This is a genomic window from Haloferax sp. Atlit-6N (genome assembly GCF_003383195.1).
Classification (GTDB): domain Archaea; phylum Halobacteriota; class Halobacteria; order Halobacteriales; family Haloferacaceae; genus Haloferax; species Haloferax gibbonsii.
Genome location: NZ_QEQJ01000002.1, coordinates 93,720 through 116,699 on the forward strand (window position 1 = coordinate 93,720; position 22,980 = coordinate 116,699).

The window sequence follows — 22,980 nt, forward strand, 5'->3', positions numbered from 1 at the left end:
ACTGTTGTAGACGGCCTGAACCGGTACGTTTAGAACGGTTTATTCGAAAAACACCGCTCAATGACAGAACCCGAGTCGACGGAGCTCGACGAATCCGTTCGCGAGGCCGTCGAACGGTCACGAAGCGGCGCGCCGGCGGTCGGTTCGGTGGTTCGCGACCGTTTTTCGTCCGACGAGGTGTTCCAGCGCATCGTCGCGGCCGCGGACGAGGAGATAACCTCCGGGGCGCGGGAACTGTTCTTCAGCGCCCTCGCCGCGGGCTTCGCGATTACGATCACGTTCCTCCTCTACGTCTCGATGAAGGCGTCCACCGGCGGCGACCCGGTGTTAAGTGCGATGCTCTACCCGCTCGGGTTCATCTACATCATCATCGGGGGCTATCAGCTCTACACCGAGAACACGCTCCCGCCGGTCGCGTTGACGCTGGAGCGGTTGGCCAGTATCCCCGCGCTCTTGCGTAACTGGGTCGTCGTCCTCGCGGGGAACCTCTTCGGCGGGACGCTCGGTGCGGCCGCCCTCGCCTTCGGCGGCGTCCTCTCGCCGGAAGCCGCGAACGCGGCGCTCGAACTCGCTCAGAAGGGCGTCGAGACGCCATGGTGGAGTCTCTTCTTCAAGGCCGCGTTCGCCGGCCTCATCGTCGCCGGCGTCGTCTGGGTCACCTTCGCCGCCCGCGACACCATCTCTCGTCTCGTCGTCGTCTACCTCGCGTTCCTCGCGGTCCCGCTGGGTGGCCTCTTCCACGTCGTCGTCTCCTACACCGAGATGGTCTACCTCGTGATGAACGGCCAGCTGGCGTTCCTCGTCGGCCTGACCGAGTTCGTCGTCCCCGTCCTGTTGGGCAACACCTTCGGCGGCGTCGTCCTCGTCACCGTCGTCAACTACTTCCAGACGACGGAAAACCGGTTAGAATCCGCTCGTTTCGAGGGCGCGAAACGGCAGCTCTCGGTTCGCGAGTGGGTGCTGGGTGGACTCGCGGGACGGTCGTACGTCCCGCTCATCGAGACCGAAGAGGGAACCGAAGACCACCCGGACTCCTACCGGGTCGTCGTCCCCATCGCGAACCCGCGGACCGAGTCGCACGTCGTCGAACTCGCCTGCGCGCTCGCGAAGTCGAAAGAGGACGCCATCGTCGACATCGTCCACGTGGTGCAGGTCCCCTCGCGCGTCTCGCAACGCTACGGTGCCGCACAGAACCAGCGGATTATCGCACACTCCAACGAGCAGCTCGAAGACGCCCGTGAACGCGCTGCCGGCTACGATATCGAAGCCCGCACGTCGACCGTCGTCTCACACCGCTCGTTCGAGGAGATATTCACCGTCGCCCGCCGCAAAGACGCGGACCTCGTCGTCATGGGCTGGAGCAACGACCGAATCTGGGCGGGAGGACGTGCAGAGCGGACGATGAGCGAGTTGACGAGTCGCCTGCCCTGCGACTTCCTCGTCCTCAACGACCGGAACTACGACACCAGCCGACTCCTCTTGCCGACGGTCGATAGCGCCCACTCGGCGCTGAGTGCCGAGGTCGCGAAGTCCCTCCACTCGACCGTCGGGTCGGAGGTGACGCTCCTTCACGTCGTCGACGGCCCGGACGACCGCGAACGGGGCGAGGCGTTCCTCTCCGACTGGGCGACCGAACACGGCCTGCAGGACGCGGCGCGAATCGTCGACGACTCCGGCGACATCGAACGAGCCATCGCCGACCGGGCCGACAGCCACTCGATGGTGCTGATGGGAGCGACCGAACAGGGCCTTCTCACTCGACTCCTGACCGACTCGCTGCACCTCGACGTGGTCAACGACACCGACCACGCGGTTCTCCTGGTGGAGCGCGCCACCGACCGAAGCCTCAGGCAGCGTCTGTTCGGACGCTGAGGCGGTCGGCTACTCTCCTCGCGGCCGTTCGCTCTCTGCAACTCAGTAGCGTCGGCATTCGAACTGGTCGCCGGCGACCGCGCCGTTTTTGTAACCGTAGGAGAGACAAATGCGTATGAGCTCAGACGCCGACCAGGCGATAACGGTCTACTCGGACTACGTGTGTCCCTTCTGCTACCTCGGGAGGCAGTCCCTGTCGCAGTACCAAGAGACGAGAGACGAGGAACTCGACATCGACTGGCATCCGTTCGACCTGCGGAGTCAGAAGCGTCGCCCCGACGGAAGCATCGACTTCTCGGTCGACGACGGAAAAGACGAAGACTACTACGAGCAGGCGAAGCAGGGAGTCCGCCGGTTACAAGAGCGGTACGGCGTCGAGATGAACCTGGAACTCGGGACCGACGTGGACTCGCTTCCGGCGCAGGTCGTCTCGTACTACCTGAAGGGACACGCCGACTACGAGACGTGGCTCGCGTTCGACGAGTCGGTCTTCGAGGCGCTCTGGCAGGACGGCAAAGACATCGGCGACGAGGCGGTACTCGTCGAACTCGCCGAATCGGTGGGCGTCGACGGCGAGGAAGTCACGTCCGCGCTCGGCGACGAAACGCTTCGGAGCGAGGTGCGCGAACGATTCAGCGAGGCCCAGCAACACGGCGTCACCGGCGTCCCGACGTTCGCGTACGAGGGCTACGCCGCGAGAGGTGCGGTTCCGCCGGAACAGCTAGAGCGACTCGTCGAGGGCGTGTAGGACCGGACGAGCGACCAACGAGACCGACAGCGCTCGAAGGGTCGTCGCGCCCGCCGGCGAGTCGGTTCACCCGGCGGTGTTCGTTTCGAGCATCCGACGGAGCGCGACTTCCATCTCCTCGAACTCCGAGAGTTCGAGTTCGTCGGTGGTGACGATGACGCCGCGGTCCCCGGCGACGACGCGGCCGACGAACCCGTCAGAGAAGACGCGAAGGGTGAACTCGTACTCGCCGAACTCCGGACGCTCGCCGTTCCTGTCGGCGTTGTAGGTTTCCTGCGGTCCGAACCCGGTGCGCTCGCTCTCGACGAGTTCGGATTTGGCCGCGCGCGCCGCGGCCTCGTCGCCGCCGTAGAGGTCCCGCCGGACGTACAGCACGTCGAAGTCGTCGCGGGTGAAGTGGACGACGCTTCGGAGAGCGTCCCCGAGGGTCGTTCGGCAGGTGGAGACGAGGGCGTCGGCGACGCTCCCGGTGATTGTCGGCGTTGATTCGGTCACGGGGGTAGATAGCACGCCACAGTATTTGGCCGTCTCGCCTCTCCCACCACCCGGTCGCCGCGCCGCTCGGCCCGGCGCGGTTCAGGCCAGTCGGAACCGCGTGTCGGTGAGTTCCTCCGAGACCTCCCAGAGCCGTGCGGCAGTCTCCGGGTCTCTGGCGCGGTCGCTCGACTCCGCGATGCCGGGGTTGCCGCGCATGCCGAACAGCCCCTGCGGGCCGACGTACTCCCCGCTTTCGACAGCCGGCGACGTGGCGGCGTACAGAAGCGGGAGCGCGCCCATCTCGGCCGACTGGGCGAATATCGCGTTGCCGAGTTTGCTCATCCAGTACCGGAGCGTCGACCCGGACGCCTCGGGGCCGCGGAACTGGAGGTTCGTGTCGGCGTAGCCGGGATGTGCGCCCACGCTCAGCACGTCGTCGATGCCCGCGGCGGTCAGCCGGCGGTCGAGTTCGAACGCGAAAAGCAGGTTCGCGAGCTTGCTCTGGGCGTAGGCGTCCCACTCGTCGTAGTCGCGTTCGCCCTGCAGGTCGTCGAAGTCCATCCGGCCGCGCTCGTGGAGGCCGCTCGACATCGTGACGAGCCGCGTCTCGCCGGGCGTGTCGCGGAGCGTCGGAAACAGGCGGGCGCTCAGGACGAAGTGACCGAGGTGGTTCACGCCGAACTGCGTCTCGAAGCGCTGTGCGGTCTCCCGCCGGGGAATCGCCATCACGCCGGCGTTGTTGCAGAGGACGTGCAGCGACCCGTGTTCGGCGGCGAACTCGTCGGCGAATCGGCGGACGGAGTCGAGGTCGGCGAGGTCGAGTTCCGAGAGAGTCAGCGAGGCCGCCGGCACCGAGTCACGGATGTCGGCCATGGCGTCCTCGCCGCGGTCGAGGCTCCGGCAGGCCATGACGACGTGCGCGCCCTTCTCTGCGAACATGCGCGTCGCCTCGAAGCCGAGGCCGCTGTTCGCGCCGGTGACGACGACGGTCTTCCCCGAGAGGTCGGGGGCGTCGGCCGCGGTCCAATCGCTCATGGGGAACTCCAAGGACCGAACCGAGTAAACCGTGGCGGCGACCGCTGGCGCGGCCGGGCGAGCGGTCGCAGACGCCCGATTGGGACTACTTCGACGCGGTGCTGGTCTGCATCCCGTCGGAGTTGTACGCCGAGCCGAAGCCCTCGTCGTCGAGGAGGATGATGCCAGCCGACGACCCGGTGAGTTCGCCGAACTCCTCGATGGCGAGGTCGGCCGCGGTCTGGGCGTCGCAGCCGCGTTCGAGGTGGCCGACAGCGCGACGTGCGAGCGTCACGCGCGCGATGTCTTCTCCCGCTCCCGTGGTCGACGCGCCGCCCGCGGGGGAGGCGTAGAAACCCGAGCCGATTTGGGGCACGTCGCCGACGCGGCCGGCGAGGGCGAACCAGCGGCCGCCGGTCGAGGTCGCGGAGGCGAACATCTCGCCGTCGGTGGCGACCGCGCCGACCGTGTCGTGACCGGGAAGGCGAACATCGTGAGCCGAGCGGTCACTGCTTGCTGAGGTTCCCTCAGAATTGTCGTGGCCGGGAAGGCGAGCGTTGCGAGCCGAGCGGCCACTGCCTGCCGAGGTCTCCTCGCGGGCCGGCAGGTAGCCGTCACCCGCCTCGGCCGTCGGGTCGCTCGTGCTGCCGCCGAAGCGGTCCGCGAGCCACGCGAGGTGTTCCGTCGGCGACCCCTCGGGCGCGTCCGCGTTCTCCCAGCGCTCGCGGGTCTCGTCGGTGAAGAGGTCGACGCCGGTCTCGACGCCCGCGTCGGCGGCGAAGTCGACCGCCGGCTCGCCCGTCAGGAGGACGTGCGGGGTGTCTTCGAGGACCGCCCGCGCGACGGAGACGGCGTGTTCGACGCCCTCCATGCCGGAGGCCGCGCCGGCGCGTCGGTCGCTCAGCATGACGCCCGCGTCAGTGCGGACGACGCCGTCGGACTGGACCGCGCCGCCGACGCCCGCGTTGAATCGGTGGTCGGATTCGAGGACGCGGACCGCGGTCTCGACCGCCGAAAGCGGGTCGGATTCGCTCGCGCCCGCGTCGGCCGCGTCGTCCAAGACGGCCTGTCTGGGTTCCGGTTCGCCGGGGATACCGCCGGCACCGCCGTGGAGGATAATTCGCATACGAGGGTGTCTTCGGAGCGTGGTCCTAAACGTATCGACCGATGAATGGAGCGATACTTGCACTTCGCCGTCGATAACGGCAGGACTTTTACACCGCACTGGAAAACCCAAATTGTTCATGAGCTACGACCAGATTGAGGTTCCGGACGACGGCGAGAAGATCACGGTCGACGAGGAGACGGGCGAGCTCTCCGTCCCCGACAACCCGATTATTCCGATCATCCACGGCGACGGAATCGGAACTGACGTCGGCCCCGCCGCACAGAAGGTCCTCGACGCCGCCGCCGAGGCGACCGGCCGCTCTGTCTCTTGGATGCGCGTCTACGCCGGTTCGTCCGCCCGCGACAAGTACGACGAGAACCTCCCGGAGGACACGGTAAGCGCCATCCGCAACCACCGCGTCGCAATCAAGGGCCCGCTCACGACGCCCGTCGGTGCCGGCTTCCGCTCGCTCAACGTCGCGCTCCGCAAGAAGCTCGACCTCTACGCGAACGTCCGCCCGACCTACCACCTCGACGGCGTCCCGTCGCCCGTCAAGAACCCCTCGGCGATGGACATGGTCACGTTCCGCGAGAACACCGAAGACGTGTACGCCGGCATCGAGTGGGAAGCCGGCACCGACGAGGTCCAGAAGGTCAAGGAGTTCGTCGAAGACGAGATGGGCGCGGACGGCGTCATCCACGACGGTCCCGTCGGCATCGGCATCAAGCCCATCACCGAGTTCGGGACGAAGCGCCTCGTCCGCGAGGCAATCGAGTACGCCCTCGAAAACGACCGCGACTCCGTCACCCTCGTCCACAAGGGTAACATCATGAAGTTCACCGAGGGCGCGTTCCGCGACTGGGGCTACGAACTCGCCGAAGAGGAGTTCGGCGACGTCACCATCACGGAAGACGAGCTCTGGGAGGAGTACGACGGCGAGAAGCCCGAGGACAAGGTCGTCGTCAAGGACCGCATCGCCGACAACATGCTCCAGCAGCTTCTCACCCGCACCGCCGACTACGAGGTCATCGCCACGATGAACCTCAACGGCGACTACATGTCCGACGCCGCCGGCGCGCAGATCGGTGGTCTCGGCATCGCCCCCGGCGCGAATTTCGGCGAGGGTCTCTGTCTCGCAGAGCCCGTCCACGGCTCCGCGCCCAAGTACGCCGGCGAGGACAAGGTCAACCCGACCGCGATGATTCTCTCCGGCCGTCTCATGTTCGAGTACATGGGCTGGAAGGACGCCGGCAAGCTCATCCGCGACGCCGTCGAGAAGACCATCTCGGACGGCGACGTCACCTACGACCTCGAACGCCAGATCGAGGGCGGCAACAAGCTCGCCACGAGCGAGTACGCCGACAAGGTCGTCGAGAACATTCACGAATTGGCGTAAGCCCATTCGTGAGTCTGCCGAGCTTCGCTCGGCAACATCAAAAAGCTCGCATAAGCGAGCTTTTCGTGCGCTCGGAAATCTGTGATTTCCGAGAACATCAACGAACTCGCCTACGCGAGTTCGTTGAGCAGCCAGAAATCTCCGATTTCTGGATACATTCACGAATTGGCGTAAACGAACACACCACTTCTCTCTCGCGGCACCGACGCCGCAGTTCTTTCGCGCCGACTACAGTCGATTCGGGTCCCGCCAGCGCTGAATCCGGTTCCACAGGGGCCTGACGAACCCGAAGACGACCGCGCCGGCGGTGTCGGCGACGATGTCGACGCCCGTGTCCTCCAAGTAGACAGAGCGGGGCCACTCGACCCAGAAGCTAGTGAACAGGCGCTCGTACACCTCGAACCACGTGCCGATGGCGGCGACCGCCATCGGGAGGACGACGAGGAGCGCGACCCGCGAGTGGAGCAGGCGGGGGTTGAGGACGTAGAGGACCGCCGCGACGCCGAACCCGGAGGCGGCGTGGACGAGGATGTCCCACCACCAGATGCGGGTGTAGAGAAACAGCGCCATGCTCGTGAAGTGCGTCGCGGTGACGACGCCCCCGAACACCGCGACGGCGGCCATCTCTCGGGGGCGTTCTTCCCACCCGGCCAGCACCATCTCGTCCCAGGTGCGCCTCAGCATGCGCGGGGGAGTGCGCGAGTCGCGCCGAGTACGGTGAGGAGGGTCGGTGCCGGGCCTGCTGCGAGCGGAAGCATAGACGAGAGATAGGACATCATCGATATGTACGTTATCCCGACGGAGCAACACGTTTGGGGTTAAATTAACCCTCCCGACGGGAGCATCGCGTCCGGAGTCAGCGGTCCGATGAGGAGTCGTCGTCCGCCTTCTCGCCGCCGTCGGAGCGGAGGTGACCGGAGGAGGGCGGCGAGTCGCCGCGGGGGCTGTCCGCCCGCGTCCGCGACCTGAGGACGCCCTCGACGAGGGCGAAAAAGCCGAGGCCGCCGACCACGTCGACCACGAGGTCTATCGCGGTGTCCTCGACGTAGTAGGCCATCGACCAGCCCCACCAGAAGTCCTTGAACAGGTACTCGTACACCTCGAACCCCGCGCCGATGGCGAGGATGATGCCACCGACGACCACCGGGGCGCGAGCGCCCCGGAAGGTCCGGGGGAACACGAGGAACAACACGCCCGCGACGCCGAAGCCCGAGAGCGAGTGGGTGAGCACGTCCCACCACCAGATACGCGTGTAGATGTCGTAGGCGAGCCCGCCGAAGTGGAGCGCGCTGACGACCGCCGCCCAGACGCCGACGAACACCCACAGCCACGGCTCGCGTGCGAGCTTCGAGTGACTCATGGTCGCCCGCTGCTCGGCGGGGTATCCGGGGTGTTCGGCGCGCCGGGCGCTATCCATGGAGGAAGTACGCGGGGGAGGGGCATAGTTAGGGACTACCGTCTACCGGATGGTGACACCGGACTGATAAATGCTTTCTCCTCATGTGTTTCGAACGAAACGTTCCGGGACTCGTTCGAGAGACCCCACCCCGACGGCCCGTAAGGGAGGTTCTAACGGGGGGTCGCACTCGGCGTCAGTCTAGCCACGGCGGATTCTCCCGCGGCGGCGAGAACACGTCGATGCCGACGACGGTCTCGTCGCCGCGGTTCTCCGCACCGTGGAGTTCGCCGCCCGCGAGCGAGTAGGCGTCGCCGGGACCGACGGCGACTTCCTCGCCCTCGTCGCCGACGAGGAACGTCAGTTCGCCGGCGACGATGTAGCCGACCTGCTCGTGCGGGTGGTCGTGAACCGGGACGGCCGCGCCGGGTTCGATGCGGAAGTGCTGGACGTTCATCTTCTCCCCGCCCGCGAGGAGCGAGAGGGAGACGCCGTCGGCCGCCTCGGCGGACGGCGCGTCGTCGAGTGAAACTCGGTCCATGGTGGCAAGCCACAGGGAACGGGGATAAATCCGCCGGGGAGGCGCGGCGGGGGTCGTCACCCGCGAGGGGCCCGCGGTCGCTCCCGCTCCCGAACGTTCAAATCCGACGCCGCGGAACATCGGCGTATGTACGCGGTCGTAGGGTGTACGGACTGCGCGAACATGTGGCTGCTTTCGGACCCCGACGGGTCGAAGACGGCGACGTGTCCGCGGTGCGGCAGGCGACACCAGACGAAGAAGCTCCGGCGCTTCTTCGAGTCCGACGACAGGGACGCCGCGCGGCAGGCGCGCTCGGCGCTGTTGGCGAAGAAACACGGCGACAGCGAGGCGTTCGCGCAGGTCGAACACGTCTCGGAACTCGACCGGCGGGCCGAGGAGTCGGGCGTCGACGACCGCGAGTACCTCGAAGGCTCGGGGCTCGACGCCGACGAGGTGTTCGAGGCGGGCGAGGCCGCCTCTCGCGGTCGGAACTCGTCGTCGGGGTCGCCCGACCGCCTGACGGTCGTTCGCGAGGCGGTTCGGGACGGCGACCGGCCGACCGAGGAGGAAATCGTCGCGACCGCGGTCGAACGCGGCGTCCCGGAGGACCGCGCCCGCGACCTGCTCGACAAACTCCGGCGGCGCGGCGAGGTGTCGGAGTCGCGGGGCCGACACCGACTGGTCTGAGCGTCGCGGCGGGCGACCGGTAGGAGGGGGCCGCGAGCGCGAGCACCTCAGAGCGCGCCGAGCAACTTCGCCACGGTCAGCGCGGAGGCGACGACGCCGAGGGCCAACTTCACCAGCCTGAGCGCGAGCGCCAACCGCCGCGCGTCGTCGTACTCGTCGGGCGATTCGGGGTCGGTACTGCGTGTAGAGAGTGGCATGGGAGGGGATGGGGTGTGGACACGCCCGCGGGTGCTGCCCGACGGGCGCGTTTTCATCGTTTCCGCGGAAACGGAATAAACGCGAGCCACGGGTGCGGGGTGAAAGTGAAAGTAAACAGAGAGATGCGAATACGCTAGTATAGTGCGGGAGTGTGCTGAGAAAAGCAGTTCAGCTGTGTCCGGTGCCGGTGAAACTGAAACCCGGTTCGAGTTATCGACCGAGTTCGGCGTGGGCGCTGGAGAGGTGCCGCGAGGCGAGCGCCGAAAGGAGCGAGAGTTCGCCCGCGAGGGAGCCGACGGCGATGCACTCGGCAAGGGCGTCGGCGTTGGAGCCGGCGGGGTCGCCGCCGCCGCTGACGCCGAGGATGTCGAGGCCCTCGGACTGCGTCGGGAGCTTCGTGCCGCCGCCGACGGTGCCGACTTCGAGGGAGGCGATGGAGACCGAGACGTAGAGGTCGCCGTCCTGCACCTCGGCGGTCGTGATGGCGTTCGCGCCCTCGACGACCTGCGCCTCGTCCTGTCCGGTGGCGAGGAACATCGCGGCGACGACGTTGGCGACGTGGGCGTTGAAGCCGAGGCTCGCGGCCTTCGCGGAGCCGACGAGGTTCTTGCGGGTGTTGAGTTCGGCGACCGCTTCAGGCGTGGTGTGCAGGCGCTCTTCGACGACCTCGCGCGGGATGCGCACGTCGGCGGTGACGCTCCGGCCGCGGCCCTCGACGGCGTTGATTGCGGCGGGCTTCTTGTCGGTACAGAGGTTGCCCGAGAGGGCGACGAGCGAGGCGCTCGTCTCTGCTTCGACGACGCCGGAGGCGGCCTCGGTGGCGATGGTGGCCATGTTCATCCCCATCGCGTCCTTGGTGTCGTAGCGGAACCGCAGGTAGACCGAGTTGCCGACGACGTACGGCGTCACGTCGAGGAGTTCGCCGTGGTTCGTCGTCTCCTCGGCGGCTTCCTTCAGCGCCGCGAAGTTGTCGCGGGTCCACGAGACGAGCGCCTCGGCCTCGGCCACGTCGGCGACGCGGAACACGGGCGCGCGGGTCATCCCGGACTTGAGGACGCGGGCGGTCGCGCCGCCGGCGCTGTTGATGACCGAACAGCCGCGGTTGACCGACGCGAGGAGCGCGCCCTCGGTGGTCGCGAGCGGGAGGTACTTCTCGCCGGAGACGGAGCCGCCGTCGACGCTGACGGGGCCGGCGACGCCCATCGGCACCTGAATCGCGCCGACCATGTTCTCGATGGCCGACTCGGCGGCCTCGGCGGGGAAGCCGTAGTTACCAACCGCGTCGAGCGACGCGCCGGACTGCGATTCGACGAGCAGCCGGCGCGCCTCGGCGGCGGTGTCGGCGTCGGCGTGCGCTTCGAGTTCGTGGAGGCGGAGTTCGCCCTCCCGAACGCGGTCGGCGAGGGACGCGGCGTCTGTCATGCCCCGACGTTTCCCGCGCCGGCCCTAACGCGTTCCGGTTCTTTCAACGGTCGCCGTCTGTCCCCGTCCGAGACCACCCGGCCACCGCCCGGCCACCCCGCCGCCTCCCGAACCGTTTTGCCCTCCCGCGTCGGGGTCGAACGTATGACCGCGGCAGCGGACCTCGTACTGACGAACGCGGAGGTACACACGCTCGGCTCGCCCGACGAGACGCACGAAGCCGTCGCCGTCCGCGACGGCGAGGTCGTCCGCGTCGGCCGCGCGTTCGACGTGGAACTGCTCGTCGGCGTCGAGACGCGGGTCGTCGACTGTGGCGGCCGCGTCGTTCTCCCCGGCTTCATCGACGCCCACACGCACCTCCCGATGGTCGGCCGGTCGCTCGTCCACGCCGACCTCTCGGCCGCCGACTCCCCGGCGGAGGCGGTCGAACTGCTCCGCGAGCGAGCCGCCGAAGTCGAAGCTGACGACGGCGGAGCCGGCGGTGGTGGGGCCAGCAGCGACGGGACCGGCGACGAGACCGACTGGGTGCTCGGCTACGGCTACGACGAGAGCACGTGGGACGAATCCAGATATCTCACCCGCGACGACCTCGACGCCGTCTCCGAGTCGCTTCCCGTGGTCGCCTTCCGCGAGGACCTCCACACCGCCGGCGTCAACTCGGTCGTCCTCGACCGCTACGCCGACGAGATGCCCGGCTCGGGCGTGCAGACCGCCGGCGGAGACGCTGCTTCCGAGGGCGTCGTCGACGGCGACGCCGCCGGCGAGCCGACGGGCGTCGTGGTCGAGGGCGCGGTCGACGTGCTCCGCGAGGCGACCGAACCGGGCCGCGAGGAGATGGCGGCGCTCGTCCGCGCCGCGCAGTCGTACGCAACCGCCCGCGGGGTCACCGGCGTCCACGACATGGTCCGCGGCTCCCGCGCGCCCGAGGTCTACCGCGACCTCGACGAAGCCGGCGAACTGGACCTCCGCGTCCGAATCAACTACTGGTCGGACCACCTCGACGCGCTCCGCGAGGTCGGTCTGCGGACGAACCACGGAGGCGGGAGCCGCGGCGACCTCGTCGCCGTCGGCGCGATAAAGACGTTCACCGACGGGAGCTTCGGCGGCCGGACCGCGAAGCTCACCGAACCGTACGCGGACGCCGCGGGTGACCCCGACGCGGCCGACGACGAGGCGGGCCAGTGGGTCGTCAACCCCGAGGAACTCCGCGAACTCGTCGCCGACGCGGACGACTCGGGCTACCAGCTCACCGCGCACGCCATCGGCGACGCGGCCATCGACGCAGTGCTCAACGCGTACGAGGAGACCGACGACCCCGGCTCGGCCCGCCACCGGGTCGAACACGTCGAACTCGCCTCCGACGAGGCCATCGAACGGTTCGCCGAACTGGGCGTCGTCGCCTCGGTCCAGCCGAACTTCCTGAAGTGGGCCGACGAGGGCGGCCTCTACGACGCCCGCCTCGGCGAGCGACGCCTGCGGACCAACCGCTACCGCGACCTGCTCGACGCCGGGGTCGACCTCGCGTTCGGGAGCGACTGCATGCCGCTCGGGCCGCTTCTCGGCGTCGACCTCGCCACCGACCACCCGAACCCCGACCAGTCGCTCACCGTCACCGAGGCGCTCCGGGCGTACACGTCCGGCGCGGCCTACGCCGGCTTCGACGAGGACCGACTGGGAACCGTCGCGGTCGGCACCGCCGCGGACCTCGTCGTCCTCGACGAGTCGCCGTGGGAAACCGACTCGATTCGCGACGTCGCGGTCTCGATGACCGTCGTGGACGGTCGCGTCGTCTTCGAACGCGACTGAGCGAACAATCGCCATCGACGGGGGAGTACATTCGAAGAAAATTATTCTTCAACCGAGTAGACGGCGTTCGCGGGTTCTGAATCCAATCAGACGAAAGTACCACCGACCAATCGGGGCTGTAGAGAATCTTTACGGGTGGGTGTCGAGTATTGAAGAAAAATATTTTTCAATAAGGCCCGATGATTGGACTTCCACCGTGGTGACCAATCGTGGTTGAATTACAGTCGGTCGGGTTCGAGTCGGAGCTCAGCCTGTTCAAATACGACACGCTCGAACAGCTTCCGGAGAGCCACCGCGACCTCGACGAGGCCGCCCGCTCCCGGCGAATCGCCGCCGCCCGCGAGGAGCTCGGCGACCGAGTCATCGTGCTCGGACACAACTACCAGCGACGCGAAATCGTCGAGCACGCGGACTTCATCGGCGACTCCTACGAGCTCTCGAAGCGCGCCGCCGAGTCCGATGCCGAGTACGTCGTCTTCGCCGGCGTGACGTTCATGGCCGAGAGCGCGGACATCATCACCGACGACGACCAGACGGTGATTCTCCCGTCGATGGAGGCGTCGTGTCCGATGGCCGGGATGGCCGAGGCCGTGCAGGTCGACTCCGCGTGGGAGACGCTCGTCGAGGAGTCCTGCGGCAAGGACATCATCCCCGTGACGTACATGAACTCCTACGCAGACCTGAAGGCCTTTTGCGCCTCCCACGGCGGGCTCATCTGCACCTCCTCGAACGCCGCCGACGCCTTCGAGTGGGCCTTCGAACGGGGCGACGCCGTGCTGTTCCTGCCCGACAAGCACCTCGGGCGCAACACGGCCGACGACCTCGGCATCGACGGGGTCGTCGAGTGGGACCCGTGGGCCGGCGACGTGGCCGAGTCGATGGGCGCCGCCGGCGAGGTCGACCCCGAGATTCCCGACCTCGGCGACGCCGAGGTCATCCTCTGGGACGGCTACTGTCAGGTCCACGAGCGCTTCCGCGTCGATCACGTCGAGGAGGCGCAGGCCGACGGCGCGAAGGTCGTCGCCCACCCCGAGTGCCGCCCGAGCGTCGTCGCGGCCGCCGACGAGGTCGGCTCGACGAGCCACATCTGCGACGTCATCGAGAACGCCGACCCCGGCGAGACGTGGGCCATCGGCACCGAAGTCCACCTCGCGCGACACCTCGCGCGCTGGCACCCCGAGGTCGACGTGCGGCCGCTCTGCGGCGACGCCTGCATGGACTGCAACGCCATGCGGCAGGTCGACCCCAACTACCTGACGTGGGTGCTCGAAGAACTCGCCGCGGGCCGCGAACCCAACGTCGTCGAGGTCGCGCCCGAGGAGAAAGAACTCGCCGCGGTCGCGCTCGACCGCATGCTCGAACTATGAAGGCCGACGTGCTCGTCGTCGGCTCCGGCATCACCGGCTGCGCCGCGGCCCTCGCCGCCGCCCGCGAGGGGGCCGACGTGCTCGTCGTCACGAAGGCGACCGAGCCCGAGGACGCCGCGTCCGACTGGGCGCAGGGCGGCATCGCCGTCACCCAGTCCGCGCCCGAGGAGTTCGCCGCCGACATCCGCCGCGCGAGCGACGACACCGCCGACCCCGAGGCGGTCGAGACGCTCGTCTCCGAGTCCCGAGCCGTCGTCGAGGACGTGCTCTTGGACACGCTCGAAGTCGAGTTCGACGCGGTGGGCGGCGGCGCCGACGGCGCCGACAGCACCGACAGCACCGACTTCGACCTCGCCCGCGAGGCGGGCCACTCCAGCCGCCGCATCCTCCACGTCGACGCCAGCACCGGCGCGCACGTCCTCCGGCCGTTCCTTCAGCACCTCTCGGCCCGCGACGGCGTGCGCATCGTCGACGACGCGACGGCGCTCGACCTCCTGACCGAGGAGGGGACCGTCCGCGGCGCGACCATCCTCGCCGACGGCGAGGTCGAACCCGTGTTCGCCGGGGCGACCGTCCTCGCCACCGGCGGCATCGGCGACTGTTACGCCCGGTCGACCAACCCCGCGGGCGCGACCGGCGACGGCGTGGCGATGGCCGCGCTCGCCGGCGCGACCGTCTCGGACATGCAGTACGTCCAGTTCCACCCGACGGCGTACGACCCCCGGACTGACCCCCAGGCCGACGACGACGCGCAACCGTTCCTCGTCAGCGAAGCCGTTCGCGGCGAGGGCGCGGCCCTGCGCGACGCCGACGGCCGCCGATTCATGCCTGACGTGCACGAAGACGCCGAACTCGCCCCCCGAGACGTGGTCGCCCGCGCCGTCTCCCGCGCTCGCGACCGAACCGGCCGCGTCGTCCTCGACGTGTCCGACCTCGACTTCCGCGAGGAGTTCCCCGACCTCGCGGCGCTCTGCGACGACCGCGGCGTCGACCTCGACGCCGGCATCCCCGTCGCCCCGAGCGAGCACTTCCTCTGCGGCGGCGTCGCCGTCGACGACCGCGGCAGAACCTCGCTGTCCCGCCTGTTCGCCGCCGGCGAGTGTGCCCGCACCGGCGTCCACGGCGCGAACCGACTCGCCTCGACCAGCCTGCTCGAAGGGCTCGTCTGGGGCGTCCGCGCCGGCGAGACTGCGGCTGACCGGGGCCGCGGCGACGCCGAGGCCGTCGAGTACGCGCCGCCGCGCGACTCCGACCCGGCGCTGCCCGACGCCTTCGCCGACACGAAGTTCGACCGCCTCGGGCGGACGATGGACGAGTTCGTCGGCATCGAACGCACCCCCGACGGGCTCGGGACCGCGCGGGCTCGGCTCCGCCGCCTGAAGGGCGAGGTCGACGCCTACGCCCGCACCCGCGTCTCGCAGTCCATCTACGAACTCCGGAACGCCTGCGTCTCGTCGCTCCTCGTCGCCCGCGCGGCCGCCGACGCGCCGTCGGCCGGCTGTCACTCGCTGGTCGACCCGGACGGAAGCGAGGAGAGCGACGACGCCGGACGGGGGGTGACCCCGCGTGCTGACGACTGAGACCGTCGAGCGCTGGCTGGCCGAGGACGTCGGCCACCGCGACGTGACGAACGACGTGCCCGGCGACACCACCGGGCGACTCGTGGCGAAGGAGCCGGCGGTCGCCGCCGGTCTCGACGCCGCCGTCGCCGTCTTCGACTACCTCGGCGTCGAGGCCGAGCGAGCGGTCGAAGTCGGTGACGCGGTCGAAGCCGGGGACGAAGTGCTGCGAGTCGACGGCGACGCCCGGAGCGTCCTCCGCGGCGAGCGCGTCGCCGCCAACGTCGTCGGCCACGCCTCCGGGGTCGCGACCACGACTCGCGAGGCGGTCGCCGCCGCCCGCGAGGTCTCCGACTCGGTCCGGGTCGCCGCGACCCGCAAGACCACGCCCGGCCTCCGCGGCGTCGAAAAGCGCGCCGTCGTCGCCGGCGGCGGCGACACCCACCGCCTCACGCTCTCGGGGATGGTGATGGTCAAGGACAACCACGTCGCCGAACTCGGGCTTGAAGAAGCCGTCCGCAGCTTCACCGAGCGCAAGTCGTTCGCGACGAAGCTCGAAGTCGAAGTCGAGACGCCCGAGATGGGCGAGCGCGCCGCGGCCGCCGGAGCCGACATCGTCTTGTTCGACAACCTCCCGCCCGAGGCGGTCCGCGAGGGCGTCTCCCGGCTCCCCGAGGGCGTCATCGCCGAGGCCAGCGGCGGCATCACGCCGGAGACGCTCCCCGCCTACGCCGACACCGGCGTCGACGTGGTCTCGATGGGCTGGCTCACCCACAGCGCGCCGAGTTCGGACTTCTCCTTCCGGACCGGGTGAGCGGGCCGGTCCACCCGGAGCGAAGGGAAAACCCCTTACTGCCGGTCGTCGCACTCGCGGGCAATGGGCTTCTTCGACGACCTCCGCGACCGCATCGAGGCGACAGACAGCGTCGTCTCGGTCGGCCTCGACGCCGACATCGACCGCATCCCCGACCACCTCCTCGACAAGGACCTCCCGCGGTGGGCGTTCAACCGCCGCATCATCGACGCGACTCACGAGCACGCCGCGGCGTACAAGCCGAACGCGGCGTTCTACGAGGACGAAGACGGCTGGCGCTCCCTGCGCGAGACCGTCGCCTACGCCCACGGCAAGGGCGTGCCGGTCCTCCTCGACGCCAAGCGCGCCGACATCGGTAACACGACCCGCAAGTACGCCGACCTGCTCGACGACGCCGACGCCATCACGGTCAACCCCTACATGGGCCGCGACTCCATCCAGCCGTTCCTCGCCCGCGAGGACAAGGGCGTGTTCGTCCTCTGTCGGACCTCGAACCCCGGCGGCTCCGACCTCCAGTCGCTCGAACTCGATTCGGGCGAACCCCTCTACGAGCGCGTCGCGGCGCTCTGCGACCTCTGGAACGAACACGGCAACGTCGGCCTCGTCGTCGGCGCGACCGGTCCCGACGAACTGGAACACCTCCGCGAACAGGTGCCCGACCTGCCCTTCCTCGTCCCCGGCGTCGGGGCGCAGGGCGGCGACGCCGAGGCCGCCGTCGAGTTCGGCCTCGCCGACGGCGTCGGTCTCGTGAACTCCTCGCGCGGCATCATCTTCGCCGGCGAGGACGACGGCGAGGACTTCGACAAGGCCGCCGGACAGGCGGCCAAGCGCCTCAAAAAGCGGCTGAACCAGTACCGCTGAGTCGGCGCGGGCGCTCGATTTTCGGCGGGTGACTCTTCGGCAGGTGACTCCCCGGCGAGACGTTTACCACCGTGCGCCCCTAACTGCGCTCGTGGACCGAGACCGACTCGTCATGGGGCTCGCGGCGGTGTTCGCGGGAATCACCATGCTCCTCGTCGTGTTGGCGTTCGCCTACCAACAGCTCTTGTTGCTGTTCGTCGCCATCCCCTTCGGCGCGACGACGTACTTCATGTACGCCCACGTCAGCGGCCGCCTCGAAGAGCGGTTCCGCAGGACGCGCGTCCGCGCCGACGCCGGGCGCGGCGGGTTCGGCTTCCGGTCGGACCAACGGCGGGGCGACCGCCGGGGGACCGGCGGCTTCGGCGCGGGTCCCCGCGGCGACCCCCAAGAGGGACCACGAACCGGTCGATTCGGCCCGAACGCCGGCCCCGGCGGCGGATTCGACGGCGGTCGGCGGAGACGGCGCGCCCGCGACGGAAGCGGGACGCGGGTCCGCCCGCCGCGGCGCGGCATGAGTCGGCAGAAAGCCCTCGAAACGCTCGGCCTCGACGACGACGCCTCCGAGGACGAGGTGAAGGCGGCCTACCGGAAGCGAGTCAAGGAGACCCATCCGGACTCGAAGACCGGCGACGAGGAGGCGTTCAAGCGCGTCAACCGCGCCTACGAGCGCCTGACCGAGTAACGCGGTTTCCTTTTCACCCGCATTCGACCGGCACAAGCCTCGACGAGCGCCCCCGCGTCGGTTCCGTCTCGATTGCGGTACGTTCTCATGGTAATCGCTACCGCGGAAAGCGTTTTCACGGTCGGTTTCCTACCCGCTTCCATGAGCGCGGATCGGGCTCTCTTGGACGAGGCCCTCGAGCGCGGTGAGGAAGAAGGCGGCAACGTCGAGTTCAAAGAACGCCTCACCCGCGCCGTTCACCTGTCCGACGGCCGGATGGAGTCGCTCGCGGCTCAGCTCCGACACCGAGTGCTCTCCGGCGACGGCGTGGCGACCTACGTGGTCGGCGTCACCGACGACGGCGGCATCGCCGGCATCCCGCCGGACGACTTCTCCGAGACCATGGACGTGCTGTCGCTTCTGGCCGAGGAGGCCGGCGCGCACATCGAAGACGTGGAGACGTGGGGCGTCGGCGACTCGGCCGAGCGCGGCCTCGTCGGCGTCGCGACCATCCGCGAGGGGGCGATGCTCGACGTGGACGACGACCACATCGTCGTCGGCACCGCGGGCCACGTCGACCACGGGAAGTCCACCCTCGTCGGTTCGCTCGTCACCGGGCAGGCCGACAACGGCAACGGCGGCACGCGGTCGTTCCTCGACGTGCAGCCCCACGAGGTCGAACGCGGCCTGTCGGCGGACCTCTCGTACGCCGTCTACGGCTTTTCCGACGACGGCCCGGTCCACATGCGAAACCCCCACCGGAAGTCCGACCGGGCGCAAATCGTTCAGGAGGCCGACCGGCTGGTCTCGTTCGTCGATACTGTGGGCCACGAGCCGTGGCTCCGGACGACGATTCGCGGCCTCGTCGGTCAGCGTCTCGACTACGGCCTGCTCGTCGTCGCCGCCGACGACGGCCCGACGCGGACGACCCGCGAACACCTCGGCATCCTGCTCGCGATGGAGCTACCGACGGTCGTCGCCATCACGAAGGTCGACGCCGTCTCCGAGGAGCGCGCCGCCGAGGTGGAACGCGAGGTCGAGCGGCTCCTCCGCGACGTGGGCCGGACGCCCCTGAGCGTCGAGCGCCACGGCGTCGACGCCGCGGTCGACGAGATAAGCGAGTCGGTCGTCCCGCTGTTCCTGACGAGCGCGGTCACGATGGACGGCCTCGACGACCTCGACCGGCTGTTCGAGTCGCTCCCGAAGCGCAGCGCCGCCGAGGGCGACTTCAAGATGTACATCGACCGGACCTACTCGGTCACTGGCGTCGGCGCGGTCGCCTCCGGCACGGTCAACTCCGGGGCGGTCGAGGCCGGTGACAAACTGCTCTTGGGACCGATGTCCGACGGCGAGTTCCGCGAGGTCGAGGTCCGCTCTATCGAGATGCACTACCACCGGGTCGACCGGGCCAACGCCGGCCGCATCGTCGGCATCGCCCTCAAGGGCGTCCGCGAGTCCGAAATCGAACGGGGGATGGTGCTCCTCCCGGCCGACTCGGAGCCCACCGCCGTCCGCGAGTTCGAGGCCGACGTGATGGTACTCAACCACCCGACGCGGATTCAGGAGGGCTACGAGCCCGTGGTCCACCTCGAAACCATCTCTGAGGCGGCCGTCTTCCACCCCGACGGGGGGCGGCTCCTGCCGGGCGACACCGGCACGACCCGCGTGGAGTTCAAGTTCCGACCGTACTTCGTCGAGGAGGGCCAGCGGTTCGTCTTCCGCGAGGGCCGGTCCAAGGGCGTCGGGACCGTGACCAAGGTCGACTAACGTAACACGGGCGGCGACGCGGGTTCGTCCCCGCCGGCGGTCAGGCTGATTCCTCGACCGCGACGTAGCCGTCCGGTTTTCTCGCCGCCGCGCCGAACAGCACCGCCCAGTCGAGCAGCCGCGCGACCCTGTTTCGCCAGCGCGATTCCCACCCGTCGGGGTCGCGGTGGCGCTCCCAGTTCGGGACGGTCGGCTCGAACGCGTCGAAGACCGCGTCCGCAGACCTCGGCTCGTCGCCAAGGGCGTCGAGGGCCTCTCTCGCGCCGAAGACGTTCGCCTCGAAGGCGGCCCGCAAGTCGTCCCGCGTCGGGTCCTCGCGGACGCGCTCGAAGCCGCGGCTCACCTCGCGGGCGAGGCCGAGCGACTGGCAGAACACGAGCCAGTCGCGGCCCTCGTCGGGCGTCACGTTGAGTCGGTTCGCCACCCGGCCGCAGCAGTCGTCTTCGGAGCCCGGAATCAGCGGGACGGCGCGGTGGGCGTCCCACAGTCGGTCGAGGGAGTCCGGCGCGGGCGGGACCGGTTTGCGCCTCACAGTCCGAACGAGTCGGCGAGCACGTCCTCGTCGGTCTCGCCGAGGGCGTACGTCGGGCCGTCGACCACGTCGACGGTGACCTGCGCGGGGCCGAACACGTCGGGGTCGACCTCGCCGAAGTCCCAGTCGGCGTCCTCGAACAGTTGTTCGAACGGCACGCCGTAGTCGGGTCCGGCCGTGGAAATCGCGCGGTCGAAGTCGTCGAAGTCCTCGCTGACGGTGACGTGGACGCGCCCGCCGTAGGCGACGGCGTCGTTCGTCCGTCCCATGGCGACGCTCTCGTCGTATCTGACGGGGGCGAGCGGGGCGGAACCGTTGATAGAGAGGACGTTCGTCGGGTCGTAGCCCGCCTCGAAGAGGTTGAACACGGCGAGTTCGGCCGCGCGGGCCGCGCCCGTGACGCTCCCGACGAGCGAGCCGGTCGCGTAGGTCGGCAGGAAGACGGCGCTCGGTTCGAGGCCGGTCGTCTCCGCGACGTGTTCCGCGACCTCGTCGGTCGGGAGGTCGATGCTCTCGACGGAGAGGACCGTCAGGTCGAACTCGTCGTAGTAGCCGAGGTGGTGGAACTCCTCTTCCTCGCCGACCAGCGCGCGTGCGGGGCCGGAGCCGAGGCCGTCGAAGTCGTCGAAGGTGAGCTCCCAGCCGGCCTTCTGCGAGCACAGGAGGGCCAGCGCGGGGCGGTCGGTGGAGAGTTCGACGTGCGGGCGGGGCGTGCCGGCGACCTCGCCCATCCGCGTCTGTACCGTGGCGAGACCCGCGGTCTGAATCTCCGCGAGGAGCATCCCCGCCTCGACACCGCCGTCGGCGTCGACGCCGAAGTCGATGACCGTCGCGCCCGAGTCGAGTTCGTAGCCCTCGATGCCGAGTTCCCCGGCGAAATCGAGCGCCTCGTCGACCAGTTCGATGGCCATCCGATTGATGCTGTCCATGCGAGGCGATTGCGCGCCTTCGGCTAAAGGGTTTGTCAGTCACCTACCGCTACGGGTCGCGTGGACGTGCCACGTGGGGCGCGTCGCGGGAATGCGCGGCGGGTCGCCGCACCCCCGTGCGACACTATTCGCGGTCGCTTCTCGCTTCCCGACCGAGGTGGGCTTCGACCGCGTCGACCTTGTCGGCGGCCGTCTGGTCCTTCGTGCGCTTGTCGTCTATCTTCAGGAACGTGCTCACGCGGTCGCCGTCGACCGCCTTGTGGGCCGCGCCGACCGCCGCGAGCAGTTCGTCGATGTCGTCGGCCTCGATGACCGTCCCCATCGGATTCGTCTCGTAGGACACCTCGAAGTCGTCGAGAGCCGCGACCGCCTTGGCGACCTCGCCCGACATGCTCCCTTCGACGACCGGTGCGACGCTCAGCATCGCGATGACTGTCATGGTCGAACCCACGCGCCACGCGGTAGTAAAACGGAGTGGACCGAGGCTGCCGATTCGATGACGGAACCGACGAGGCTATCTCCTCGAACAGCCACAGATTCCGATATGTTCCAGAGCGAACTCACTCGGGTGGCACTCGTCGCGGGTGCGAACGTCGTCGGTGGGGTGACCCTCGGCTCAGCCATCGGTGGCACGGTCGGTTACGCGGTGGAGTGGACCGCGACGGGCGCTGTCTTGGGGCTGGCAGTCGCCGTCTTCGCCGCCCGGCGATAGCCGCCTCCGCATCCCCGACTTGGCGGCGCATCGCGCTTTTCTCGTCGGCCGACGTATCAGCGTTCATGAATCCACGTGTCACGAGAGCGCTCACGCTCGGCCGGGCCATCGTCTACGAGGTGCGAACCGAGCGGCTCACCTTCATGGCGGGAAGCATCGCTTACGGGGCGTTCGTCTCGCTGTTACCGCTGTTCCTGCTCGTCCTCGCGGCCGTCTCCGCCACCGGCGACAGCGGCCTCCGCGAGGGCGTCATCGCCGTCATCCAGTCCGTGTTGACTCCCGGCGCGGGCGACGTTATCATCGCCGAACTGGAGTCGTCGACCCAACTAGCGAGCCTCTCGGTCGTCGGGGTGCTCGTGTTGGTGTGGGGGACGCTTCGCATCTTCCGCGGCCTCGACACCGCCTTCTCGGACATCTACGAGTCGGAGGCGGCCAACACCTTCGCCGACCAACTCTCCGACGGCATCGTCGTGCTCGTCACCGTCGCCGTCGCCGTCGTCGCCGGCGCGCTCATCGAGTCCGCGCTCCCGGCGCTCGACGGGGCGCTCGGGTGGGCCGTCTACCGCGGGCTCCTCGTGGTCGTCCTGTTCGTGACGTTCTACCCGATGTACTACATCTTCCCCGACGAGGACGTGACCTACCTCGAAGTCGTTCCCGGGACCCTCGTCGCCGCCGTCGGGCTGACGACCTTCGAATCGCTGTTCCGGCTCTACGTCGAGTTCAGTAGCCGCGCGCCCGAGTCGAGCGTCGTCGCCGGCATCCTCGTCCTCCTGACGTGGCTCTACTTCAGCGGGCTCGTCATCCTCCTCGGCGCGGCCGTCAACGCGGTGCTGTCGAACCGCTCGCGCGACGTGAACGTCCGCCCGCTGTTCGGCGGCGTCCCCCTCGACTCGCAGACCGACGCGGTGACTCGCGGCGAGGTGACCGCGGCCATCGAACGACTCGACCACCTCGTGGCGGCCGCGCCACACGAGGACCTGACGGTTCGCGTCGGCGACGAGTCCGTCACGCTCCCCCGGCCCGAACGGGTCGTCGCCGACACCGAAACCAGTCGATTCCTGCCGGAGGGGCCTGTCAGACTGGAACTCCGATGGTCCTCGTGGCCTGACAGTCAGGAGGAGTGACGACGGGCGT

General features: G+C 69.0%; 24 protein-coding genes. 13 read left to right on the forward strand and 11 right to left on the reverse strand.

Annotated elements, in window-relative coordinates; genetic code table 11:
* Positions 1-60 precede the first annotated feature (60 nt).
* Both DEQ92_RS09555 and DEQ92_RS09560 read left to right on the forward strand, forming a co-directional pair.
* Positions 61-1,872, forward strand: a complete 1,812-nt coding sequence (locus tag DEQ92_RS09555) for a formate/nitrite transporter family protein (RefSeq protein ID WP_004974857.1) — start codon at positions 61-63, stop codon at positions 1,870-1,872.
* Positions 1,873-1,987: 115 nt separating this feature from the next.
* Positions 1,988-2,620 (forward strand): DsbA family protein, encoded by a 633-nt coding sequence (locus DEQ92_RS09560; RefSeq protein WP_050459689.1) that lies wholly within the window; start codon positions 1,988-1,990, stop codon positions 2,618-2,620.
* A 66-nt stretch (positions 2,621-2,686) separates the two neighbouring features.
* Here DEQ92_RS09560 and DEQ92_RS09565 read toward each other — a convergent pair whose 3' ends face one another.
* From DEQ92_RS09565 to DEQ92_RS09575, 3 genes are all read right to left on the reverse strand, one after another.
* Entirely contained in the window at positions 2,687-3,115 is a 429-nt protein-coding gene (locus DEQ92_RS09565) for a hypothetical protein (RefSeq protein ID WP_115820709.1), read from the reverse strand.
* A gap of 81 nt (positions 3,116-3,196) precedes the next feature.
* Positions 3,197-4,132 carry an oxidoreductase gene (locus DEQ92_RS09570; RefSeq protein WP_115820710.1) on the reverse strand — a complete coding sequence of 312 codons (936 nt, stop codon included), beginning with the start codon at positions 4,130-4,132 and terminating at the stop codon, positions 3,197-3,199.
* Positions 4,133-4,217: 85 nt separating this feature from the next.
* Positions 4,218-5,237, reverse strand: coding sequence for an isoaspartyl peptidase/L-asparaginase (locus DEQ92_RS09575; protein ID WP_115820711.1), 1,020 nt, complete (start codon positions 5,235-5,237; stop codon positions 4,218-4,220).
* 118 nt (positions 5,238-5,355) lie between these two features.
* Here DEQ92_RS09575 and icd point away from each other — a divergent pair, with 118 nt between their 5' ends.
* The gene (icd, locus tag DEQ92_RS09580) at positions 5,356-6,615 is read left to right on the forward strand and encodes an isocitrate dehydrogenase (NADP(+)) (RefSeq protein WP_004974870.1); all 1,260 of its coding nucleotides are present in this window, start codon (positions 5,356-5,358) and stop codon (positions 6,613-6,615) included.
* A gap of 228 nt (positions 6,616-6,843) precedes the next feature.
* Here the strand turns inward: icd and DEQ92_RS09585 are convergent, their stop codons facing one another.
* The 3 genes from DEQ92_RS09585 to DEQ92_RS09595 form a co-directional block, all read right to left on the reverse strand.
* Positions 6,844-7,299, reverse strand: coding sequence for a hypothetical protein (locus DEQ92_RS09585; protein ID WP_115805057.1), 456 nt, complete (start codon positions 7,297-7,299; stop codon positions 6,844-6,846).
* 172 nt (positions 7,300-7,471) lie between these two features.
* Entirely contained in the window at positions 7,472-7,975 is a 504-nt protein-coding gene (locus tag DEQ92_RS09590; protein ID WP_081605199.1) for a hypothetical protein, read from the reverse strand.
* A gap of 232 nt (positions 7,976-8,207) precedes the next feature.
* Positions 8,208-8,552: a cupin domain-containing protein gene (locus DEQ92_RS09595; protein WP_004974876.1), complete on the reverse strand. Its 345-nt coding sequence runs from the start codon at positions 8,550-8,552 to the stop codon at positions 8,208-8,210.
* Between the two features lie 126 nt (positions 8,553-8,678).
* Between DEQ92_RS09595 and DEQ92_RS09600 the strand changes: the two genes are divergently transcribed.
* Positions 8,679-9,218 carry a DUF5817 domain-containing protein gene (locus DEQ92_RS09600; RefSeq protein ID WP_004974877.1) on the forward strand — a complete coding sequence of 180 codons (540 nt, stop codon included), beginning with the start codon at positions 8,679-8,681 and terminating at the stop codon, positions 9,216-9,218.
* A 47-nt stretch (positions 9,219-9,265) separates the two neighbouring features.
* Here the strand turns inward: DEQ92_RS09600 and DEQ92_RS23400 are convergent, their stop codons facing one another.
* Together DEQ92_RS23400 and hmgA are read right to left on the reverse strand one after the other, a co-directional pair.
* Positions 9,266-9,415, reverse strand: coding sequence for a hypothetical protein (locus tag DEQ92_RS23400; RefSeq protein ID WP_156224407.1), 150 nt, complete (start codon positions 9,413-9,415; stop codon positions 9,266-9,268).
* 211 nt (positions 9,416-9,626) lie between these two features.
* Positions 9,627-10,838 carry a hydroxymethylglutaryl-CoA reductase (NADPH) gene (gene hmgA, locus DEQ92_RS09610; protein ID WP_115805058.1) on the reverse strand — a complete coding sequence of 404 codons (1,212 nt, stop codon included), beginning with the start codon at positions 10,836-10,838 and terminating at the stop codon, positions 9,627-9,629.
* Between the two features lie 144 nt (positions 10,839-10,982).
* Here hmgA and DEQ92_RS09615 point away from each other — a divergent pair, with 144 nt between their 5' ends.
* The 7 genes from DEQ92_RS09615 to DEQ92_RS09645 all read left to right on the forward strand — a co-directional run bounded on the left by DEQ92_RS09615 (position 10,983) and on the right by DEQ92_RS09645 (position 19,673).
* Entirely contained in the window at positions 10,983-12,644 is a 1,662-nt protein-coding gene (locus DEQ92_RS09615) for an amidohydrolase (RefSeq protein ID WP_115805059.1), read from the forward strand.
* 209 nt (positions 12,645-12,853) lie between these two features.
* Positions 12,854-14,011, forward strand: a complete 1,158-nt coding sequence (nadA, locus tag DEQ92_RS09620) for a quinolinate synthase NadA (RefSeq protein ID WP_115820712.1) — start codon at positions 12,854-12,856, stop codon at positions 14,009-14,011.
* On the forward strand, positions 14,008-15,591 hold the full coding sequence (locus DEQ92_RS09625; RefSeq protein ID WP_115820713.1) for an L-aspartate oxidase: 1,584 nt from the start codon (positions 14,008-14,010) through the stop codon (positions 15,589-15,591). The genes nadA and DEQ92_RS09625 overlap by 4 nt, the downstream gene beginning before the upstream one ends.
* Positions 15,578-16,384, forward strand: coding sequence for a carboxylating nicotinate-nucleotide diphosphorylase (gene nadC, locus DEQ92_RS09630; protein WP_115820714.1), 807 nt, complete (start codon positions 15,578-15,580; stop codon positions 16,382-16,384). The genes DEQ92_RS09625 and nadC overlap by 14 nt, the downstream gene beginning before the upstream one ends.
* 63 nt (positions 16,385-16,447) lie before the next feature.
* Positions 16,448-17,245, forward strand: a complete 798-nt coding sequence (gene pyrF / locus DEQ92_RS09635; protein WP_004974893.1) for an orotidine-5'-phosphate decarboxylase — start codon at positions 16,448-16,450, stop codon at positions 17,243-17,245.
* 91 nt (positions 17,246-17,336) lie between these two features.
* Entirely contained in the window at positions 17,337-17,927 is a 591-nt protein-coding gene (locus DEQ92_RS09640; RefSeq protein WP_115805062.1) for a J domain-containing protein, read from the forward strand.
* Between the two features lie 141 nt (positions 17,928-18,068).
* Positions 18,069-19,673: a GTPBP1 family GTP-binding protein gene (locus tag DEQ92_RS09645; protein WP_004974896.1), complete on the forward strand. Its 1,605-nt coding sequence runs from the start codon at positions 18,069-18,071 to the stop codon at positions 19,671-19,673.
* 40 nt (positions 19,674-19,713) lie between these two features.
* Here DEQ92_RS09645 and DEQ92_RS09650 read toward each other — a convergent pair whose 3' ends face one another.
* The 3 genes from DEQ92_RS09650 to DEQ92_RS09660 form a co-directional block, all read right to left on the reverse strand.
* On the reverse strand, positions 19,714-20,205 hold the full coding sequence (locus tag DEQ92_RS09650) for a hypothetical protein (protein ID WP_115805063.1): 492 nt from the start codon (positions 20,203-20,205) through the stop codon (positions 19,714-19,716).
* A complete protein-coding gene (gene mch, locus DEQ92_RS09655) occupies positions 20,202-21,134 on the reverse strand; it encodes a methenyltetrahydromethanopterin cyclohydrolase (protein WP_115805064.1) in 933 nt (310 codons plus the stop codon). The genes DEQ92_RS09650 and mch overlap by 4 nt, the downstream gene beginning before the upstream one ends.
* A gap of 124 nt (positions 21,135-21,258) precedes the next feature.
* Positions 21,259-21,573 carry an MTH1187 family thiamine-binding protein gene (locus DEQ92_RS09660; RefSeq protein ID WP_004062408.1) on the reverse strand — a complete coding sequence of 105 codons (315 nt, stop codon included), beginning with the start codon at positions 21,571-21,573 and terminating at the stop codon, positions 21,259-21,261.
* 105 nt (positions 21,574-21,678) lie between these two features.
* On the opposite strand from DEQ92_RS09660, the gene DEQ92_RS09665 reads away from it, so the two are divergent.
* Both DEQ92_RS09665 and DEQ92_RS09670 read left to right on the forward strand, forming a co-directional pair.
* Positions 21,679-21,846 carry a hypothetical protein gene (locus DEQ92_RS09665; RefSeq protein WP_233510337.1) on the forward strand — a complete coding sequence of 56 codons (168 nt, stop codon included), beginning with the start codon at positions 21,679-21,681 and terminating at the stop codon, positions 21,844-21,846.
* Positions 21,847-21,911: 65 nt separating this feature from the next.
* Positions 21,912-22,970: a YihY/virulence factor BrkB family protein gene (locus DEQ92_RS09670; protein ID WP_004974900.1), complete on the forward strand. Its 1,059-nt coding sequence runs from the start codon at positions 21,912-21,914 to the stop codon at positions 22,968-22,970.
* The last annotated feature ends 10 nt before the right edge of the window (positions 22,971-22,980 follow it).

What these genes read in the sequence shown, in the direction of transcription:
- DEQ92_RS09555 (WP_004974857.1), top strand. Translation starts at nt 61, where the DNA reads ATGACAGAACCCGAGTCGACGGAGCTCGACGAATCCGTTCGCGAGGCC.
- DEQ92_RS09645 (WP_004974896.1), top strand. Translation starts at nt 18,069, where the DNA reads ATGAGCGCGGATCGGGCTCTCTTGGACGAGGCCCTCGAGCGCGGTGAG.
- DEQ92_RS09665 (WP_233510337.1), top strand. Translation starts at nt 21,679, where the DNA reads ATGTTCCAGAGCGAACTCACTCGGGTGGCACTCGTCGCGGGTGCGAAC.
- icd (WP_004974870.1), top strand. Translation starts at nt 5,356, where the DNA reads ATGAGCTACGACCAGATTGAGGTTCCGGACGACGGCGAGAAGATCACG.
- DEQ92_RS09625 (WP_115820713.1), top strand. Translation starts at nt 14,008, where the DNA reads ATGAAGGCCGACGTGCTCGTCGTCGGCTCCGGCATCACCGGCTGCGCC.
- DEQ92_RS09575 (WP_115820711.1), bottom strand. Translation starts at nt 5,237, where the DNA reads ATGCGAATTATCCTCCACGGCGGTGCCGGCGGTATCCCCGGCGAACCG.
- DEQ92_RS09570 (WP_115820710.1), bottom strand. Translation starts at nt 4,132, where the DNA reads ATGAGCGATTGGACCGCGGCCGACGCCCCCGACCTCTCGGGGAAGACC.
- DEQ92_RS09600 (WP_004974877.1), top strand. Translation starts at nt 8,679, where the DNA reads ATGTACGCGGTCGTAGGGTGTACGGACTGCGCGAACATGTGGCTGCTT.
- pyrF (WP_004974893.1), top strand. Translation starts at nt 16,448, where the DNA reads ATGGGCTTCTTCGACGACCTCCGCGACCGCATCGAGGCGACAGACAGC.
- DEQ92_RS09595 (WP_004974876.1), bottom strand. Translation starts at nt 8,552, where the DNA reads ATGGACCGAGTTTCACTCGACGACGCGCCGTCCGCCGAGGCGGCCGAC.
- DEQ92_RS09590 (WP_081605199.1), bottom strand. Translation starts at nt 7,975, where the DNA reads ATGAGTCACTCGAAGCTCGCACGCGAGCCGTGGCTGTGGGTGTTCGTC.
- DEQ92_RS09670 (WP_004974900.1), top strand. Translation starts at nt 21,912, where the DNA reads ATGAATCCACGTGTCACGAGAGCGCTCACGCTCGGCCGGGCCATCGTC.
- mch (WP_115805064.1), bottom strand. Translation starts at nt 21,134, where the DNA reads ATGGACAGCATCAATCGGATGGCCATCGAACTGGTCGACGAGGCGCTC.
- DEQ92_RS09615 (WP_115805059.1), top strand. Translation starts at nt 10,983, where the DNA reads ATGACCGCGGCAGCGGACCTCGTACTGACGAACGCGGAGGTACACACG.
- DEQ92_RS23400 (WP_156224407.1), bottom strand. Translation starts at nt 9,415, where the DNA reads ATGCCACTCTCTACACGCAGTACCGACCCCGAATCGCCCGACGAGTAC.
- DEQ92_RS09560 (WP_050459689.1), top strand. Translation starts at nt 1,988, where the DNA reads ATGAGCTCAGACGCCGACCAGGCGATAACGGTCTACTCGGACTACGTG.
- DEQ92_RS09660 (WP_004062408.1), bottom strand. Translation starts at nt 21,573, where the DNA reads ATGACAGTCATCGCGATGCTGAGCGTCGCACCGGTCGTCGAAGGGAGC.
- DEQ92_RS09585 (WP_115805057.1), bottom strand. Translation starts at nt 7,299, where the DNA reads ATGCTGAGGCGCACCTGGGACGAGATGGTGCTGGCCGGGTGGGAAGAA.
- hmgA (WP_115805058.1), bottom strand. Translation starts at nt 10,838, where the DNA reads ATGACAGACGCCGCGTCCCTCGCCGACCGCGTTCGGGAGGGCGAACTC.